The sequence below is a fragment of the Salinispora oceanensis genome (assembly GCF_000383575.1).
GTDB classification, from domain to species: domain Bacteria; phylum Actinomycetota; class Actinomycetes; order Mycobacteriales; family Micromonosporaceae; genus Micromonospora; species Micromonospora oceanensis.
On sequence record NZ_KB911579.1, the window covers coordinates 2,575,460 to 2,592,730 of the forward strand.

Sequence of the window (17,271 nt, forward strand, 5' to 3'; positions counted from 1 at the left end):
CTGGCCGCGGTCAGTCGAGCGCAGCGAACGACTGCACCTGTTCGATGCTGCCCTCCACGATCAGCATGCTGCCGGAGGCCAGTACGGTGTCGTCGGTGGCCGCCTGGAACCGTTTCCCGGCCAGTTTCGCCGCCACCACCCGTACTCCGTGGCGCTCCTCCGGGTTCAGCTCCTGCAATGGGCGGCCGGTGAGGCTCTCCGGGGTGCGGACCTTGGCGAGCGCGAAGTCGTCGCCGAACTCCATGAAGTCCAGCATCCGGCTGACGATGAGATGGGCCAGCCGTTCGCCGGCCTCCGCCTCGGGGAAGATCACGTGGTGCGCCCCGACCGAGGTGAGGATCTTCGCGTGTTCCGGTGAGCGGGCTCGCGCCCAGATCTGCGGTATCCCCAGGTCCACGAGGGCTAGGACGGACAGGACGCTCGCCTCCAGCGAGGCGCCGATGGAGACCACGGCGCGTTCGAGGTCTTCCGCGCCGAGCTGTCGCAGTGCCCCCTCTTCGGTCGCATCGGCCTGCACCACCCGGTCGATTCGGTTGGCCCAGCGCTGCACCCGCTCGGCATCGTGGTCGATGGCGAGTACCGGATGATCGAGTTGCACGAGCGTGTCGGCGACCTGGGAGCCGAAGCGTCCGAGCCCCACCACGATGACCCCGCTGTGTTGGTCTCTCCTAGCCGACAAGGGGTTGCTCCTCCGGGTAGCGGTACAGCCGTCGTCGGGTGTTCAGCGCGAGTGCCGACCCCAGGGTCAGTGACCCGACCCGGCCGATATACATCAGGGCAATAAGTACACATTGTCCACTGTCGGGTAAGTCGGGGGTGGTGCCGAGGGAGAGGCCCGCCGTACTGAAGGCCGAGGTCACCTCGAAGAGCGCCACGTGGTGCGGCATCCCCTCGGTCAGCAGGATCAACATCACCGTGCCGGCGACCACGATGGCCACGCCGAGCAGCGCCACCGTGACCGCCTGCCGCTGGCTGGCCGTGGCGACCCGGCGGTGCCGGATGGTGACATCGGGCTCGCCCCGCAGTTCGGCCCAGATCACGAAGGCGAGGAGGAAGAAGGTGCTGACCTTGATGCCGCCGGCGGTGCTGGCGCTCCCACCGCCGATGAACATCAACGCGATGATCAACGGGATGCCCTCCTCGCCGAGTGCCTCAACGTTGATCACATTGAATCCACCGGTACGAAAGAACGCGTTCTGGGAGAACGCGGCGAGCAGCTTCTCCGGCCAGGAGCGGATGCCCAGCGTGTACGGGTTGGACCATTCGGCGGCCAGGAGGGCGAGGAAGCCAACAACCAGCAGGGTCACGCCGCCCCAGATGGTGAGCTTGGTGGAGATCGACCAGCCCGCCGGGTGCCGCCGACCGCGGACGGCCTCGAACAGGGCCGGGAAGCCGAGCCCGCCGAGGAGCGCCCCGAACGCCATCGGCAGGATGAGCCAGGCGTCGCTGGAGAGCCCGATCAGCCCGTCGCTGTAGAGGGTGAAGCCGCCGTTGTTGAAGGCCTGTACGGCATGGAAGAGGCTGACCCAGAGCGCCTCGCCGAAGGGGTGGTCGTACCGGCCCCACAGCCGCAGGGTCAGGATGATGGTGATGATCGCTTCGACGGTCAGTGAGACGGCAGCGATCCGAAACAGCAGCCGGCGGACATCGCCGAGGCCGAACTGGGCGGTCTCGGCCTGCACGAGTAGCCGGTTACGCAGCCCGAGTCGGTGGGATACCAGCAGGATGACCAGGGTGGCGCCGGTCACGATGCCGAGGCCGCCGATCTGGGTGAGGATGGTGATCACCGCCAGGCCGAAGCCGTTCCAGTAGTTTGGCGTGTCCACCACGGCCAGGCCGGTCACCGAGACCGCGGAGGCCGAGGTGAAGAGAGCGGTGACGAATGGCGTGTGCCGCTGCTGGCCGGTCGCCCAGGGCAGCATCAGCACGAGGGTGCCGATGAGGATCGTGGTGCCGAACCCGATCGGCACCAGCCGAACGGGGCGCCGCAACAGCCAATGCACCCGACAATCTTCACTTTTCGCCGTCGGCGGTGGGGTAGAAATGGCAGTCAGGAGGGCTGGCCGACGATGATAAATCGGCCTTCTGTGGGCGTTTCAGGCTGACCTGTGGCCGGTGGCGCCCCGGCACGCGCGTACCCCGCTAATCTCCTCATCGACGGTGGCTTCGAAGGAGGACAGTGCATGGGCGAGCGGCTGGCCGTGATCAGTGGGGGTGGCACCGGGATCGGCGCGGCCACCGCGGAGGCGCTCGCCGTGGACGGCTTCGACGTGCTCGTTGTGGGCCGGCGGGAGGAGACGCTGCGGGCCACCACGGCTCGACTCTCCTGGGACCTCGCCCGGCCCGGCGCGGTCCGGTCGGTGGTGGCGGACCTGACCGACCCGCAGCAGGTTCCCCGCGTGGTCAAGGCGGTCGAGGGCCGGGCGGTGGACGCGATCGTCAACAATGCCGGGGGCTACCTCGGTGGGGAGGCCGAAACGCTGGTCGGGATCGCCGAGCAGTGGCGGGCCAACCTCGAGGCGAACGTTCTCACCGCCGTCCTGCTCACCGAGGCGCTGCGGCCGGCGCTGCGGCGCCCCGGCGGCCGGGTGATTCTGGTCAGCTCGATCGCGGCGCAGCGGGGCGGCGGTGGGCCGTACTCGGCGGCGAAGGCCGCCCTGCACGGCTGGGCGTACGACCTGGCGGTGCGACTCGGGCCCGAGCAGATCACCGTCAACGTGGTCAGCCCCGGGTACGTCGCCGACACCGAGTTCTTCGGCGGCCGAATGACGCCTGAGGGGCACGCCCGGCGGGTCGCGGCCACGTTGGTCGGTCGGGCCGGCACCCCGGACGACATCGCCGCAGCCGTCCGCTACCTCGCCGGCCCCGCCGCCGGCTACGTCACCGGGCAGGTGCTCGGCGTCAACGGCGGGTCGGTCCTGGGCCGGTGACGGCGGCGGCAACCGCCGCCGTCCGTTCGCTAGCCCATCAGCTCGTAAATCTCGTCGGACGCTGGCACCACGTCACCGGTGGGCGGAGTGATCGCCGGCGCGTCGCCGTAGTCGAAGTACTTCACCATGTACTCGCCCGCCGGCTGCTCGCCGATGGCGGGAATTTCGGCGGACAGCGTCTCGAGGTTGCCGTCGGCGCCGATCACCGCGGTGAACGGAACCGGTGCCGCCGCCTCGTCCAGCGCCGTGATGTCCCCGTCAACCAACGCCTGGGCAGCTAGCGGCTTATCGGTCAGGTCAACCGTGCCGGTGTATGAGCCATCGGCATGCTGCTGCACATCGTCGGACGCATTCATGATCACCTTGGCGTTGCCGATATCGGCCATGTCATACGTCAGCGAGTCGTCGGCGAGCTTGCTCTGGTCAAGCTCCACCCACTGGTCCTGCTCAACCCCGAGAAGGCTGTATAGCTCGGTCGTCTCCCCGAAGTCCACCTGCATCCAGATGTCCTGGTCAATCACTCGTATGGACATGGTTATCTCTAACTCGCCCCCGTCCACGTCCTCGGACATGGTGACGACCATCTCCATGCCGCTGTTCGTCGGGTCAACGACGCCGGAGATGGGCGTGCCGTCGGTGTCCATGCCGGAGAAGCGGAACGCCGGTGCCTTCTCGTCCGGCACCGCGGCGAGTAGGGTTTTCTTCGGGTCAGCCGGGGGGCTGGGGGGCGATGACGACTCCTTTTCCAGTACGCCGCATCCCGCTAATAGCAGGCCGGCGGTCAGGAAGGCGGCCGATCCGACGGCGGTCCGCCGAATCACAGGGCTGGCGTGGGTGCGTTGGTTCATGCGTGCTGCCTCGCAAAGGTTGGGGGAAAAGCGCAGCCGATCATTTCATAGCCCGGCAAACCGAGGGCCCCGCGCCACCGCGGGAGGCACTGGTAGAAATGCCTCATGGGCCAGGATCGAACGGCGGTACGCGAGCAGGCGGAGACGGTGCTGCGGCGACTGGCCGGAGAAGAGGCCCGGCTCCGCGACGACCAGTGGCGGGCGATCGAGGCGCTGGTGGTCGACCGGCGGCGGGTGCTCTGCGTCCAGCGCACCGGTTGGGGTAAGTCAGCGGTCTACTTCGTGGCCACCGCGCTGCTGCGCACCGCCGGCGAGCACGGACCGACGGTGATCGTCTCCCCGTTGCTGGCGTTGATGCGGAACCAGGTCGACGCGGCCGCCCGGGCCGGGATCCGGGCCCGGACCATCAACTCCGCGAACCTCGACGAGTGGGACGAGATCACCGGGGAGATCCACGCTGGGGCGGTGGACGTGCTCCTGATCAGCCCGGAACGGCTCAACAACCCGGACTTCCGGGACACCGTACTGCCGAAGCTGGCCGCCACCACCGGGCTGCTGGTGGTGGATGAGGCGCACTGTGTCTCCGACTGGGGGCACGACTTCCGCCCCGACTATCGCCGGCTGCGGACGTTTCTTGGCAACCTGCCGGCCGGCACGCCGGTGCTCGCCACCACGGCCACCGCCAACGCCCGGGTAACCCAGGATGTCGCCGAGCAGCTCGGTGCGACGTCCCGGCTCGGGGCGGAGCCCGAGACCCTGGTGCTGCGGGGCAGCCTGGACCGGGAGTCGCTGCGGCTCGGCGTGGTTGACCTGCCCGGCCCGGCGTACCGGCTGGCCTGGCTCGCCGACTACCTGGACGAACTCCCCGGCTCCGGCATCATCTACACGTTGACGGTGGCCGCGGCGGCGGAGACCGCCGAGTTCCTCCGCTCCCGGGGCTACCCCGTGGCCTCGTACACCGGCCAGACTGACGACGCGGACCGCCGCGCCGCCGAGCAGGATCTCCTTGACAACAAGATCAAGGCATTGGTGGCCACGAGCGCGCTCGGGATGGGGTTCGACAAGCCTGACCTCGGGTTCGTGGTGCACCTCGGCGCGCCACCGTCACCGATCGCGTACTACCAGCAGGTCGGCCGGGCCGGCCGGGCCGTCGCCCACGCCGAGGTGCTGCTCCTGCCCGGCGGCGCTGAGGACGCTGCGATCTGGCGATACTTCGCCGCACTGGCCTTCCCGCCAGAGGAGCAGGTGCGGTCGGTGCTGGCCGCGCTGTCCACCGACCGTCCCCGCTCCACGCCGGCGCTCGAGCCGATCGTGGACCTGCGGCGTACCCGGTTGGAGCTGATGCTCAAGGTTCTGGACGTCGACGGCGCGGTCCGCCGAGTACGCGGTGGCTGGATCGCCACCGGTGAACCCTGGACCTACGACGAGGCCCGGCTACGCCGGGTCGCCGCGGCCCGTACCGCCGAACAGGCGGCGATGCGGGAGTACGCGAGCACCTCCGGCTGCCGCCTTCGCTATCTGCGGGAGTGCCTGGACGACGCTGAAGCAGCCGACTGTGGTCGATGCGATCGGTGTGCCGCACCGACCTTCGCCGCGGAGCTGTCTGAGGACGCCCTGCGGGCGGCCGAGGCCTTCCTCGGCCGCCCCGGTGTCGGGATCGCCCCCAAGAAGCTCTGGCCGACCGGCCTTGCCACGGTGGATGTTCCCCTCCGGGGGCGGATCGCCCCGGCAGAGCAGGCGCTGCCCGGTCGGGCCGTCGGGCGCCTCTCTGACCTGGGTTGGGGCGGGCGGTTGCGCGAACTCGTCGGGCCGGAAGCGGCCGACGTGGAGGCGCCCGACGATGTGGTTGCCGCCGTGGTGGAGGTGCTCCGGGAGTGGGCGCACGGCACCGACCCCTGGCCGCGTCGCCCCGTCGGCGTGGTCGCGGTCGGCTCCCGCCACACCCGGCTGGTCGCCTCACTCGCCGGGCGGATCGCCGCGGTGGGGCGAATGCCACTGCTCGGCACCGTCGCGGTGTCCGCTGGGGGCGGAGCACGCGGCAACAGCGCCCAACGGGTACGCGCCCTGCACGGCTCGGTGACCGTGCCGTCGGAGCTGGCCGGTGCCCTGGCCGGAGTGGCCGGGCCGGTGCTGCTCGTTGACGACCTTGTCGACTCGGGGTGGACCATGACGATGGTGGCCCGGGAACTGCGTCGGGCGGGAGCGCCCGAGGTGCTTCCGCTCGCCCTGGCGGTCGCCGGTTGAGAGCAGAGGGAACGCGATGGCCGCTGCAGAGAGTTCAGTCCGGTCGGCGGACCGGCCGCTGGGCCAGGTAGTGCAGCAGGTCCCGGATGTGGTGCTTCTCCTCGACCGACACCGCCGGGTCGGCCAGGCGTTCGAGGATCGCCCGGACATCCGCCTCGACTGGTCCCTCGTTGCCGAGCCGCGGCAGCGTGGGGCCGGCTTCCGGCAGGCCGAGAGCACGGAACGCGGCGGCGACGGGTAGGTCGAGCGCGACGCAGAAGCCTCGCACCTTGGCCAGCTCGGGGTAGTCCTGCCAGTCACCGGCGAGCCAGCGGAAGACGGTGGAGCGGCCGATCCCGGTCTGGGTTGCCAGGTCGGTCACCGTCCAGCCGCGCTCTGCGCGGGCATTGTCGATGGCACGCCGGACGAAGCGGGCGAACGCTGCCTGTGCGGTTCCCTTTCCCGAAGCCATCCCAGCTGATCTTCCTCCCCTCGGCCTGGTGCGGCCTTCGCATCATCGATAATCGACTCTCGACGGTGCGTGGCTCGAGGGTAGTACGGCGGCCCCGATCAGGGACAAACCACTGTGGATTAAAGAGTCAGTCGGTGGGGTCTGTGCTGGTGTCCGTCGTGCTGGTGTCCGTCGTGCCGGCTGGCTCGCCGAGCAGGGTCGCCAGCCTCGGCGTGACCCGCCACTGGTCAACCAGGGTCTGGTACTGCGCCCAGTGCTCAGCAGTCGGGGACGCCCCGGTGCGGCGGGCCCGGATGAGCAGGTTGCGCGGCGTGTGACGGGAGTCGACGAACTCGACCACCTCGGCCCGGTAGCCGTGCAGCCGTAACAGTCCGGCCCGGACCGCATCGGTGAGCACGTCGGCGAATCGCTCGCGGAGGATGCCCTGCCGGGTCAGCAGCTCGTACGGCGGCGGGGTGGGCTGGGAGCGGAGCTGGGCGGCGAGGTCGTGGTGGCAACAGGGAGCCGCGAGTACCCAGCGAGACCCCCACCGCACAGCCCGCGCGATCGCCTCGTCGGTGGCCGTGTCGCAGGCGTGTAGGGCCAGCACCAGATCGGGGTCAGGCCCAACCTCCGCATCGGTGATGGTTCCCGCCACGAACCGCACCTGATCGGCCCAACCCAGCCGCCGAGCCAGCTCCGTGTTCCGGTGGCGCTGGTCCTCGCGGACGTCGACGCCGACCAGGTGGACATCGAGGCCCTGTTGGGTCAACCAGCGGTACGCGGCGAAGGTCAGGTAGGCGTTTCCACAGCCCAGATCGACCACCCGGAGTGAGCCGTGGAGCCCGTCCGGGAGCGTCGCGGCGAGCGCCCGCAGAAAGGCGTCCACCTGCCGCCGCTTGGCGGCTGACCCACCGATCACGGTGAAGATCGGGTCGCCGGGATCGAGTAGGTGGGCCTTCGTTCGGTCGTGGCCGACCGGTTCGGTCACCGGCGGGGCCGCGGTGCGGTGGACCTGCGCGGCGCCGGATTTTGTGACTCGGAGCTGCAGGGTCGTCGCAGTGGTCTCGACATGCCAGTTGCCGAAGGGCTCGGCCAGCAGCGCGTCCACCGCCGCCTCCGCCTCCGCGCCGCGGGCGAGGTTGCGGGTGTGGGGTGAGCTCCCATCCGCGGTGGTGACCTGGAGGCGGGGGCCGGCTTTGAGAGTGACCGGCCGTAGCTCCACACGGTGCACCGACGGCCGAAGCCCACGGCGATGCCCGGCGGCTACCGCCCGGGTGAGCCCGGCGTCGAGCAGCAGCGTCCGCACCTCGGCGAGCGCGACGGGTAGGGGTTCCGGCATGGTGTCATCCTCCGGGATGGTGCGGTGGGGCGCTCAGCTGGCCGAGCGCGACGTCCCCCGCTGGTGCCAGCGGGGGACGTCGGAAGCGGCGCGCGTGCTCAGTCGGCGGTCGGCTGGACCGCCGCGCCGGTGTCAGCGGTCTTAACCGCCGCGCCGGTGTCGGTTGGCTTGGCCGCCGCGCTGGTGTCGGAGCCACCGCTGCGGCGCCGCCGGCGGCGCCGTGGCTTCGGCGCCGCGGCGTCAACCGGCGAGTCTGCGGTGGTTCCTTCGCCGGTCTCGCCGGTTGACGCCGCGGGCTCGCCGGCGGTGACCACCTCGCCGCCGCGGCGGCGTCGCCGCCGGCGGGGGGTGCGCTCCGCGGTGTCGCCCCCGTCGCCCTGCTCGCTGGTGGCGCTGGCGCCAGAACCGGTGTCGCCGCCGCGCCCCCGGCGGCGGTCCCGGCCCGTGCCACGGCGGGGCCCGCGGCCATCGCCGCGGCGGGACCGTCCGCCGAGGTCCTCCTCGACCTCGGCGGAGAGCCCGGCCCGGGTTCGCGCGCCGGTGGGCAGCGTGCCGGTGACCTCCGGGGAGATGTCCAGCTCGGCGTAGAGGTGCGGGGAGGTGTGGTACGTCTCCGGCGGCTCGGGCATCTCCAGGCCGAGGGTCTTGTCGATGATTCGCCAGCGGGGCATGTCATCCCAGTCGACGAAGGTCACCGCGACGCCGCTCGCCCCCGCCCGGCCGGTCCGGCCGATCCGGTGGGTGTATGTGTCCTGGTCCTCCGGGCAGTCGTAGTTGAGGACGTGGGTGACGCCGCTGACATCAATGCCCCGGGCGGCCACGTCGGTAGCGACCAGAGTGTCGATCTTGCCGGTGCGGAAGGCCCGCAGCGCCCGCTCCCGGGCGCCCTGGCCGAGGTCGCCGTGGACGGCGGCTACGGCGAAGCCGCGGAAGTCCAGATCCGCTGCGACCCGGTCGGCCGCTCGCTTGGTGCGGGTGAAAATCATGGTCAGCCCGCGCCCCTTGGCCTGGAGGATCCGCGCCACAATCTCGATCTTGTTGAGTGAGTGGGTGCGGTAGGCGAGCTGCTGGGTCTGTGGCGACGGGCCGGTCTCGGCGGTGTGCCCGGCGTGGATCGTCATCGGCCGGCGCAGGAAGCGCCGGGACAGCGCGACGATCGGGTCCGGCATCGTGGCCGAGAAGAGCATCGTCTGCCGTTCTTCCGGCAGCATCGCCAGGATCTTCTCGACATCGTCGAGGAAGCCCAGGTCGAGCATCCGGTCGGCCTCGTCCAGGACGAGCGCCCGGACCCGATCCAGCTGCAGCTGCTTCTGCTTGGCCAGGTCGAGCAGTCGGCCGGGGGTGCCGACGAGGATCTCCACACCCGTGCGGAGCGCCTCGATCTGCGGCTCATAGGCCACTCCGCCGTAGATCGGCAGTACCCGGACACCGCGGGTGCTACCCGCGGCGTGGAGGTCCTTGGCGACCTGGATGCCCAGCTCGCGGGTGGGTACGACGACCAGCGCCTGTGGGGTGCCGTCGCCGCCCTCGGCGGGAGCGAAGACCCGCTCCAGCAGCGGCACGCCGAAGCCGAGCGTCTTGCCGGTGCCGGTCGGGGCCTGGCCGATCAGGTCAACGCCGCGCAGCGCGATCGGCAGCGCGTACTCCTGGATGGCGAAGGCCCGGGTGATTCCGGCGGCGCTCAGCGCGTCAACGGTCTCTTTACGGGCGCCCAACTCGGCGAAGGTGGGCGCTTCCGGGCTTACTGATGCGGTGGCGGCGAGTTCGGTGCCATCCATGAGGTTGTGGGTGAGTTCGCTCATTTCGATTGGGGGTGCCCTCTCGTGGGTGCGCCCCGTTGAGTCCTCGAGGCGCGGACGGTGTGGCGCGGGCCACACGGTCGGGTGGCGAATCGCCGAGCCGGACCGGGCCGCACGCGCGCCGCGGGCCGGCTGCGACCAGATCGAAACGGGAACTAATCGATCGTTGGACGAGATCGATTGTTGGACCAGATCGAGATCGAACGTCGGTCGGTGCCCACGGCAACTGTTCTATTCTACCTGAACCTTCCCGGCGCCGCGCAGATTCCGGCAGGTAGTGCCGGGGGAGCCGGCGTCTCGCGCCTGCTCGAGGCGGTGCAACCGCAGGCTACCGGGGCAGGGGTGACACAGGTGGTTCCGCTCACCGGCTGAGCTTTTGGGTGGGAGTGGCCCGTCAGGGGGTGGACACGACTCGGCGAGGCGGCACCAACCGCCTACCTCACCCCGCGGGCGGACCGAGGGACCTTCCCCGGGGTTGACTCGCCGCTGTCCCGCGCACGGAGCGCGGAGGCATCGGCGTCGCTCGCGGCCGGCCGGGGCGCACGCCACGGCAAGTGCCGCAGCACCTGCCGTGGCGGAACGCTGGTCAGCGGACGGTGAATCCGACCGCCCGGGAGGACGCCTCGGCGATTTCGACGTAGGCGACCTTGTCGACCGGGACGATGACCCGCCGCCCCTTCTCGTCGGTGAGGGAGAGGGTGCCGCCGTCGCCGGCGATGGCGTCGGTCACGATCCGCTCGATCTCGGCCGGCGACTGTGCGCTCTCCAGAACCAGCTCGCGCGGCGCGTACTGCACGCCGATCTTGACCTCCACTGTGCCTCCTCCGCTGGGGGCGAGAATGCCGCCTTGCGAAGGCTATCCGATCACCGGGGCGGCGGTCAGGCTGACTCACCCTGCAGCGGGAAGCTCGCGATGCCTCGCCAGGAGAGCGCGGCGACCAACGCCTCCGCCTCCTCCTTCGCCACCTGCCGCCCTCTGGCCAGCCAGAACTGTGCCGCCGTCTCGGCCGCCCCAACCAGGCCGGACGCGAGCAACTCCGCGTGTGCCCGGCTCACGCCCGTGTCGGAGATGATCGTGTCGGTGATCGCCGCGATGCAGCCCTGCTCCACCCGCTCGACCCGCTGCCGTACCGCGGGGTCGTTGCGCAGGTCGGACTCGAAGACCAGACGGAACGCCTCACTCTCATGGTCAACGAAGTCGAAGTACGCGCGGACGGAGGCGCTTACCCGCTCCTTGTTGTCGAGGGTGCCGCGCATCGCTTCCTGCACCTTCGCCACGAGCGTGTCGCAGTGGGTGTCAAGTAGCGCCAGGTAGAGCTCCATCTTGCCGGGGAAGTGCTGGTACAGCACTGGCTTGGACACCCCTGCGCGTTCGGCGATGTCATCCATCGCGGCCGCGTGGTAGCCCTGTGCGACGAACACCTCCTGCGCCGCGGCGAGTAGCTGTCTGCGGCGGGCGGACCGGGGCAGGCGGGTGGGCCGGCCGGCGGTCTGGGTGCCGTTCCCCACAGCGTTCATGGGAGCCTCCGAGTTCTTCATACGAGCTGGCATATCACCCGAACCGGTCAAGGATCACCGCCTGTCCCGGAATTGGCCCGCCGCCGTAACTTATCGCCACTGTCACCACACGGTAGCCTCAGCGGGGGCGACCAAGGAGCGCGCGGTGAGTGATGCAGGGCAACCCGGTGCCGCCACCCCGGGAGAGCACGGTGACGAGACCGGCCCAGAGCCGGCTCACTCCCGATCCGATCGTCAATGGATGCCCCCCACCGGAGGCTGGGCGCCGGAATCAACCACACCGTGGCGCCGAGCTGACTCGTCCGCTGGTTGGGCCGACTCCTCTCCACGTCACGGCGACTTACCCGCTCCACCGCCCGGCGTGACCGAGAACGGTCTTCGGCCCCACCTCAATGGATACCGGACAAATGGTCATGCATTTCCCGCGCCGGGGGTACCGGCGCGGCGGCCAGGTCCGGTGAGTGCCCCGCCGAGCCGTTCGGGCCCGCCGGCCCAGGAGGCCGACGGAGACCGGCCGACCGCCTCCGTGCCCGCCGTTGAGCAACCGCCGGGGGCGTCCAAGGCCGTCCGGGACGACCAGCCGGAACCGCCGGCCGAGCCTGGCCCTCGGCCGGTGGTTGACCAGCCCACGCCGGCACCAGAGGAGTGGTCTGGCCCGAGCTGGGGGGCCGAGTGGGCGCCCGGGCAGGCCGGCGCCGAATCGCTGCCAGCCAGTCGCCGGGCTCGGGTGGAGCCGGATGGCTGGGACGGATCGGAGCCGTCTGGTCACCGGGCTCGGGCCGAGCCGGATGGCTGGGACGAACCGGAGCCGCCTGGTCGCCGGGCTCGGGTGGAGCCGGATGGCGGAGACGGACCGGAGCCGCCGGGTCACCGGGCCCGGGTGGAGCCGGACGGCTGGGACGAACCGGAGCCGGCCGGCCGGCGGTTCCGGGGCGGGACTCCACGGGATGCAGCGGGGGAGCGGCGGGAGACCTCCGGCCGCCGGTTCCGTCCAGACCCCGACGAGACCGAGGCGGGCGAGGGGGGCCAGCCGAGCGTCGAGCGTCCCGCCTGGGCGGTCGAGCCGCAGCGGGCCTACGAGCCGGTCCGGGCCGAGCCGGCCTCGACGTTTCCCACCGAGCCGGGCCGTCGCTCGGGCATCCGGCCGGAGCGCCAGCCCGCCAGCGAGTCGGACCACCAGCCGCCGGACGCACCCGCGGCCTGGGCGCCGGCGCAGCCGGCCGCTTCGGCGGAGGCGGGCCCGCCGTTGACCGCGTCCGCTCGCGGTGGCCTTGGCGATTGGGACCGCACCCCGGCCGAGCCCATTCCGACGAGTACACCCCCCTACTCGGCCCGTCGGTCTGTCCCCGAACCGGCAGTGCCAGCGCCCTTGGCCGACGCCGACCGACAGCCGGAGTCGATGTCCGCGATGTTGCCCCAGCGTGTCCCCGCCGAACCGGATGTGCCCGTGGTGCCAGAGCCGTCAGCTGCGGAGGTACGCGCCAAGACCCCGGAACTTGCCCGTATCGCCACCCACCTCCGCCAGGCCGACGAGTCCGCTCCGCCGCGCGAGCGTCCGGAGGGCTTCGACGTGGACGCGATTCTCGGTGCGGTTCGTGGGGTGACGGGTGTCCGCGACGCGGCGTTGCGCCGTACCCAGTCCGGCGCACACAGCCTCCGGCTGGACCTCGCCGACGGTGCCGACCCGGCCGAGGTGAGTCGGCACGTCGCCCGGCTCCTCCAGGAACGGTTGGGGCTCGCCGCGGCCCCGCAGCACATTTCCGAGGGGCTCGCCGATGTGATGTCGCCCGCCCACCGGCAGTCGGCTGGGCCGGTGGCACCGGCCGGACGGCCTCCAACTGGCCTACCGTCGCGTACCGAGCGCCAGGACGCGGCCCGGTCGGAGCCGCCGCGTCGCCGGCGGCACTCCGGCGGACCGCATCGGGTCCGATCCGCCACCGTGGACGGGCCGGCCGCGGCGGTTGGCGGGGCCGCCGATGGCCCGGCGACAGCCGAGACGTCGTACGGCGGGGGGCAGGTCGGCATGACCGAGCTGGCCCCGTCCCGCCCGCTTGACACCGGGGGCCGGCCCGGACCTCGGGTGGTGCTCGACCACGTGCAGGTGAGCACCTTCGGGCTCGACGCGACCGTCGAGGTCCGCCTGCTCGCCGCCGGGTCACCCGCTGCCGGCTATGCGACCGGGCCGGCGGTGGACGGCTACATGCTGCGGCTCAGCGCAGCGGCCGCCGCCGCCGCGGTGGATCAGCTGTTGCGTGCGCCGGGGCCGCAGCCGGACCGAGGGCGCTGCTTCGTCGAGCACGCCACGCTTGTGCCACTGGGCACCTGCGAGGTCGCGACGGTCGTGGTGTTGCTGGTCTGCGACGGTTGGGTCGAGCAGCTTGCCGGCTCCGCGCTGGTCGCCGGCGACCCCCGCCAAGCAGTCGTCCGGGCCACTCTGGCTGCGGTGAATCGCCGTCTCGAGGCGTTGCTCGCCGACACCGGGGACGCCGGATAGCGCATTCGCTCCGGGGGCCGGTCCCGGCCGGCGGGCTATTCCCGTTCCCGCAGTTCGGGCGACGTGTCCCCGCTCATGGTCGTCGGTCGGCCCGACGAGCGACAATGGCGCGGTTCGCCACTGCCGACCCACGGGGAGTTCACCGTGTCGCTGCCCCCGCTCGTCGAGCCCGCCGCCGAGCTGACCGTTGACGAGATCCGTCGCTACTCCCGCCACCTGATCATCCCGGACATCGGGGTTGAGGGGCAGAAGCGATTGAAAAACGCCCGGGTGCTCTGCGTCGGTGCCGGTGGCCTCGGTTCTCCGGCGTTGATGTACCTCGCCGCCGCCGGGGTGGGTACGCTCGGCATCGTCGACTTCGACACCGTTGACGAGTCCAACCTCCAACGTCAGATCATCCACGGCGTCTCCGATGTCGGCCGGGCCAAGGCCGAGTCCGCCTCCGCCAGCATCCGTGAGATCAACCCGCTGGTCGAGGTGAAGATCCACAACACCGCGTTGGACCGGGACAACGTTCGGGAAATCTTCGGCCAGTACGACCTGATCGTGGACGGGACCGACAACTTCGCCACCCGGTACCTGGTCAACGACGCGGCGGTGCTGCTCGGCAAGCCGTACGTGTGGGGGTCTATCTACCGGTTCGACGGGCAGGCGTCGGTGTTCTGGGCCGAGCACGGCCCCTGCTACCGCTGCCTCTACCCGGAGCCGCCCCCGCCCGGGATGGTGCCCTCCTGCGCGGAGGGCGGCGTGCTCGGTGTGCTCTGCGCGTCGATCGGCTCGATTCAGGTGAACGAGGCGATCAAGCTCCTCGCGGGTGTCGGTGAGCCGCTGGTCGGCCGACTCATGGTCTACGACGCCCTGGAGATGAGCTACCGCAAGATCAAGGTGCGGAAGGACCCGAACTGCGCGCTCTGCGGCGAGAACCCGACGGTCACCGACCTGCTGGCCGACTACGAGGACTTCTGCGGTGCGGTGTCGGCCGAGGCCCAGGAGGCCGCGGCGGACGCGACGATCACCGCGGGCGAGCTGAAGGCGTGGCAGGACGCCGGCAAGGAGATCTTCCTGGTTGACGTGCGGGAGCCGGCCGAGTTCGAGATCGTCCGGATTCCGGGCTCCACGCTGATCCCCAAGGGGGAGCTCATCTCCGGGCAGGCGCTGGCCAAGCTCCCGCAGGACCGACAGATCGTGCTGCACTGCAAGTCCGGCGTCCGGTCCGCGGAGGCGCTCGCCGCGCTGAAGTCCGCTGGTTTCCGGGACGCGGTGCACCTCCAGGGGGGTGTCCTCTCCTGGATCAAGCAGGTCGATCCGTCGCTGCCCGCGTACTGATCGGACCGAAGGTGGCCTCCGTCGGAACGCCCGGTGCTCGACGTTGCGGCGAGCGCCGGGCGGCGGAGGGTGGGGCGGCCGGTGGCTGATTCCCTGGAGCGGCCTCATATCTGCCCAGGTAGCGTGACCGCCGTGGTGGATATCGAGGCCGCGATCGGCTACGTGGTAGCGCGGGGAGACGTGGTGGAGCGTGCCCGGCTTGCCCGAATACGCACCGGTGCGCCGCCGGCCGAGGAGGTGTTTGAAGTCGCCGAGGCCGGGCAGCTGCCGGCGGGCGGCTGGCCGGCCTACGTCGAGGGGGAGACCGCCTCCGTTGACGCGACCTGTTTCCGCCTCGGCGAGCTCGACGACCTCGGTGCCCTCGGCCGGCCGGCGGCCCGGCGGGCGTTGGACTGGCTCGCCGCGCGCCAGCTACCGGAGGGGGGCTGGGAAGAGGACGCCGCGCTGGCCGACACCGCCCCCGAGTGGGCCCGACCGGGGGACCCGGAGGCGGGTTTCTACCTGACGGCGAGCGCGGCGTTCTGGCTCAGCGTCGCCGGCCTGGACGCTCGGGCGGCCGGACCGTTGGACGCCCGGGTCGGCGGGGCATACGCGGGCGTCGTGCACGGCGCCGCGCTCTCCCTCGCGGCCCGCCTGAACCCGGACGGGACCTGGCCGTCGTTCCTCGCCGCCGGGTGGCTGAGTGCGGCGGTGCTGTTCCGGCAGGAGATGTACCAGGAGTCCGCCCGGATCCAGGTGGCGCTCGCCGAGCGGATCGGCGACATGGCCCCGACCAACGTCGCCTGGCTGGCCGCGACGTTGCGCCGGGTCGGCGTGGACCCGCAGGACTGGGTCCTGGTGCGCGCCCGCCGTCGGCTCGCTGAGACCCAGCGCAGCGATGGCGGCTGGGAGAGTGCGGACGGGCACCAGTTCGACGTCCACGCGACGCTGACCGCGATCCGCGCCTGCCGTTGACCGCCCAGCTCGGGCGCCGCCGGTGCTGCCCCGCCCAGCTCGGGCGCCGCCGGTGCTGCCCGGCCCGGATGTCGCCCCCGGGACACCGGCCTCGGGCCGGCGACGGTCAGCGCAGCTGACCGTCGCCGGTGACCACGTACTTCGTGCTGGTCAGCTCCGGCAACCCCATCGGCCCCCGGGCGTGCAGCTTCTGGGTGGAGATGCCGATCTCGGCACCGAAGCCGAACTCCCCGCCGTCGGTGAACCGGGTGGAGGCGTTCACCATCACCGCCGCCGCGTCAACCCGGGCCACGAACTCGCGGGCGGCCGACTGGGAGTCGGTCACGATCGCCTCGGTGTGGCCGGTCCCGTACCGCTGGATGTGGGCGACCGCCCCGTCCAGCGAGTCGACGACGGCGACCGAGATCTCCGCCGCCAGGTACTCGGTGGCGTAGTCCTCGTCGGTGGCCGGCAGTACGGCGGTGGAGTGCCGAGCGACCCGCGGGCAGCCGTGTACGGTCACCCCGGCCGCGGCGAACGCGGCCAGCGCCGGGGGCAGAAAGGCGTCCGCGACCGCCGTGTGCACCAGCAGCGACTCGGCCGTGTTGCAGGTGGAGAGGCGCTGGGTCTTCGCGTTCAGGGTGATCGCTACGGCCTTTGCCACGTCCGCGGCAGCATCAACGTAGACGTGACAGTTGCCCACCCCGGTCTCGATCACCGGGACGGTTGACTCCTCGACAACCGTGCGGATCAGCTCCGCACCGCCGCGCGGGATCAGGACGTCAACCAGACCGCGGGCGCGCATCAGCTCCTTGACCGAGTCGCGGGTCGTGGCGTCAAGGAGCTGTACCGAGTCCGCTGGCAGGCCGGTGTCGGCGACCGCGTCCCGCAGTACCGAGACCAGCGCGGCGTTCGACCGGGCGGCGGAGGAGGAGCCCCGCAGCAGCACCGCGTTGCCGGACTTCAGGCAGATGCCGGCCGCGTCAACGGTGACGTTCGGCCGCGCCTCGTAAACGATCCCCACCACCCCGAACGGCACCCGAAGCTGCCGCAGCTGCAGGCCATTGGGGAGGGTCGAACCTCGGACCACCTCGCCGACCGGGTCGGGGAGCGCGGCCATCTGGCGGAGCGCGTCGGCGATGCCGGCCACCCGCGCCGGGTCGAGGGCGAGCCGGTCCAAGCTGGCCGTGCTCAGCCCACCGGCCTCGCCGGCGGTGAGGTCCGCGCTGTTGGCGGCCAGGATCTCGGTGGTCCGCGCCACCAGCGCGTCAGCCATCGCGTGCAGCGCGGCATCCTTGCCAGCCCGCGTGGCGACGGCCAACTCGGCCGCCGCTGTCCGGGCTCGTCGTGCCTGCTCGCCGACGCTCATCTGCACTCCTTGGGATCTGGGGGGTAGGACTCGTGCCG

General features: G+C 71.4%; 15 protein-coding genes. 6 read left to right on the top strand and 9 right to left on the bottom strand.

Annotation, left to right across the window (positions count from 1 at the left end):
• Positions 1-10: 10 nt before the first annotated feature.
• Positions 11-679 carry a potassium channel family protein gene (locus tag SALPAC4_RS0112025; RefSeq protein ID WP_027644583.1) on the bottom strand — a complete coding sequence of 223 codons (669 nt, stop codon included), beginning with the start codon at positions 677-679 and terminating at the stop codon, positions 11-13.
• Positions 669-2,003, bottom strand: coding sequence for a TrkH family potassium uptake protein (locus tag SALPAC4_RS0112030; protein WP_019870535.1), 1,335 nt, complete (start codon positions 2,001-2,003; stop codon positions 669-671). Before SALPAC4_RS0112030 ends, SALPAC4_RS0112025 begins: the two co-directional genes overlap by 11 nt.
• 180 nt (positions 2,004-2,183) lie before the next feature.
• On the opposite strand from SALPAC4_RS0112030, the gene SALPAC4_RS0112035 reads away from it, so the two are divergent.
• Positions 2,184-2,930 (top strand): SDR family NAD(P)-dependent oxidoreductase, encoded by a 747-nt coding sequence (locus SALPAC4_RS0112035; protein ID WP_019870536.1) that lies wholly within the window; start codon positions 2,184-2,186, stop codon positions 2,928-2,930.
• 29 nt (positions 2,931-2,959) lie between these two features.
• On the opposite strand, the gene SALPAC4_RS0112040 is transcribed toward SALPAC4_RS0112035, so the two are convergent.
• On the bottom strand, positions 2,960-3,778 hold the full coding sequence (locus SALPAC4_RS0112040; protein ID WP_027644582.1) for a hypothetical protein: 819 nt from the start codon (positions 3,776-3,778) through the stop codon (positions 2,960-2,962).
• A 105-nt stretch (positions 3,779-3,883) separates the two neighbouring features.
• Here SALPAC4_RS0112040 and SALPAC4_RS0112045 point away from each other — a divergent pair, with 105 nt between their 5' ends.
• On the top strand, positions 3,884-6,022 hold the full coding sequence (locus tag SALPAC4_RS0112045) for a DEAD/DEAH box helicase (RefSeq protein WP_019870538.1): 2,139 nt from the start codon (positions 3,884-3,886) through the stop codon (positions 6,020-6,022).
• Between the two features lie 34 nt (positions 6,023-6,056).
• On the opposite strand, the gene SALPAC4_RS0112050 is transcribed toward SALPAC4_RS0112045, so the two are convergent.
• The 3 genes from SALPAC4_RS0112050 to SALPAC4_RS0112060 all read right to left on the bottom strand — a co-directional run bounded on the left by SALPAC4_RS0112050 (position 6,057) and on the right by SALPAC4_RS0112060 (position 9,596).
• The gene (locus tag SALPAC4_RS0112050) at positions 6,057-6,473 is read right to left on the bottom strand and encodes a helix-turn-helix domain-containing protein (RefSeq protein WP_027644581.1); all 417 of its coding nucleotides are present in this window, start codon (positions 6,471-6,473) and stop codon (positions 6,057-6,059) included.
• 127 nt (positions 6,474-6,600) lie between these two features.
• Positions 6,601-7,794 (bottom strand): class I SAM-dependent methyltransferase, encoded by a 1,194-nt coding sequence (locus tag SALPAC4_RS0112055; protein ID WP_019870540.1) that lies wholly within the window; start codon positions 7,792-7,794, stop codon positions 6,601-6,603.
• Between the two features lie 98 nt (positions 7,795-7,892).
• Entirely contained in the window at positions 7,893-9,596 is a 1,704-nt protein-coding gene (locus SALPAC4_RS0112060) for a DEAD/DEAH box helicase (RefSeq protein ID WP_019870541.1), read from the bottom strand.
• A gap of 180 nt (positions 9,597-9,776) precedes the next feature.
• On the opposite strand from SALPAC4_RS0112060, the gene SALPAC4_RS0112065 reads away from it, so the two are divergent.
• Positions 9,777-9,965, top strand: a complete 189-nt coding sequence (locus tag SALPAC4_RS0112065; RefSeq protein WP_223874739.1) for a hypothetical protein — start codon at positions 9,777-9,779, stop codon at positions 9,963-9,965.
• Positions 9,966-10,179: 214 nt separating this feature from the next.
• Here the strand turns inward: SALPAC4_RS0112065 and SALPAC4_RS0112070 are convergent, their stop codons facing one another.
• Positions 10,180-10,407 (bottom strand): DUF3107 domain-containing protein, encoded by a 228-nt coding sequence (locus SALPAC4_RS0112070; protein WP_018218186.1) that lies wholly within the window; start codon positions 10,405-10,407, stop codon positions 10,180-10,182.
• A 65-nt stretch (positions 10,408-10,472) separates the two neighbouring features.
• Positions 10,473-11,132, bottom strand: coding sequence for a TetR/AcrR family transcriptional regulator (locus SALPAC4_RS0112075; protein WP_018731604.1), 660 nt, complete (start codon positions 11,130-11,132; stop codon positions 10,473-10,475).
• Positions 11,133-11,568: 436 nt separating this feature from the next.
• Here SALPAC4_RS0112075 and SALPAC4_RS0112080 point away from each other — a divergent pair, with 436 nt between their 5' ends.
• The 3 genes from SALPAC4_RS0112080 (at position 11,569) to SALPAC4_RS0112090 (ending at position 15,885) form a co-directional block, all read left to right on the top strand.
• Entirely contained in the window at positions 11,569-13,605 is a 2,037-nt protein-coding gene (locus SALPAC4_RS0112080) for a hypothetical protein (protein ID WP_019870543.1), read from the top strand.
• Between the two features lie 75 nt (positions 13,606-13,680).
• Positions 13,681-14,931, top strand: coding sequence for an adenylyltransferase/sulfurtransferase MoeZ (moeZ, locus tag SALPAC4_RS0112085; protein WP_027644580.1), 1,251 nt, complete (start codon positions 13,681-13,683; stop codon positions 14,929-14,931).
• 123 nt (positions 14,932-15,054) lie between these two features.
• Positions 15,055-15,885, top strand: a complete 831-nt coding sequence (locus SALPAC4_RS0112090; RefSeq protein ID WP_019870545.1) for a prenyltransferase/squalene oxidase repeat-containing protein — start codon at positions 15,055-15,057, stop codon at positions 15,883-15,885.
• Positions 15,886-15,991: 106 nt separating this feature from the next.
• Here SALPAC4_RS0112090 and SALPAC4_RS0112095 read toward each other — a convergent pair whose 3' ends face one another.
• The gene (locus SALPAC4_RS0112095; protein ID WP_027644579.1) at positions 15,992-17,233 is read right to left on the bottom strand and encodes a glutamate-5-semialdehyde dehydrogenase; all 1,242 of its coding nucleotides are present in this window, start codon (positions 17,231-17,233) and stop codon (positions 15,992-15,994) included.
• Positions 17,234-17,271 lie beyond the last annotated feature (38 nt).

What these genes read in the sequence shown, in the direction of transcription:
- SALPAC4_RS0112035 (WP_019870536.1), top strand. Translation starts at nt 2,184, where the DNA reads ATGGGCGAGCGGCTGGCCGTGATCAGTGGGGGTGGCACCGGGATCGGC.
- SALPAC4_RS0112040 (WP_027644582.1), bottom strand. Translation starts at nt 3,778, where the DNA reads ATGAACCAACGCACCCACGCCAGCCCTGTGATTCGGCGGACCGCCGTC.
- SALPAC4_RS0112045 (WP_019870538.1), top strand. Translation starts at nt 3,884, where the DNA reads ATGGGCCAGGATCGAACGGCGGTACGCGAGCAGGCGGAGACGGTGCTG.
- SALPAC4_RS0112050 (WP_027644581.1), bottom strand. Translation starts at nt 6,473, where the DNA reads ATGGCTTCGGGAAAGGGAACCGCACAGGCAGCGTTCGCCCGCTTCGTC.
- SALPAC4_RS0112055 (WP_019870540.1), bottom strand. Translation starts at nt 7,794, where the DNA reads ATGCCGGAACCCCTACCCGTCGCGCTCGCCGAGGTGCGGACGCTGCTG.
- SALPAC4_RS0112060 (WP_019870541.1), bottom strand. Translation starts at nt 9,596, where the DNA reads ATGAGCGAACTCACCCACAACCTCATGGATGGCACCGAACTCGCCGCC.
- SALPAC4_RS0112075 (WP_018731604.1), bottom strand. Translation starts at nt 11,132, where the DNA reads ATGAAGAACTCGGAGGCTCCCATGAACGCTGTGGGGAACGGCACCCAG.
- moeZ (WP_027644580.1), top strand. Translation starts at nt 13,681, where the DNA reads ATGGTCGTCGGTCGGCCCGACGAGCGACAATGGCGCGGTTCGCCACTG.
- SALPAC4_RS0112095 (WP_027644579.1), bottom strand. Translation starts at nt 17,233, where the DNA reads ATGAGCGTCGGCGAGCAGGCACGACGAGCCCGGACAGCGGCGGCCGAG.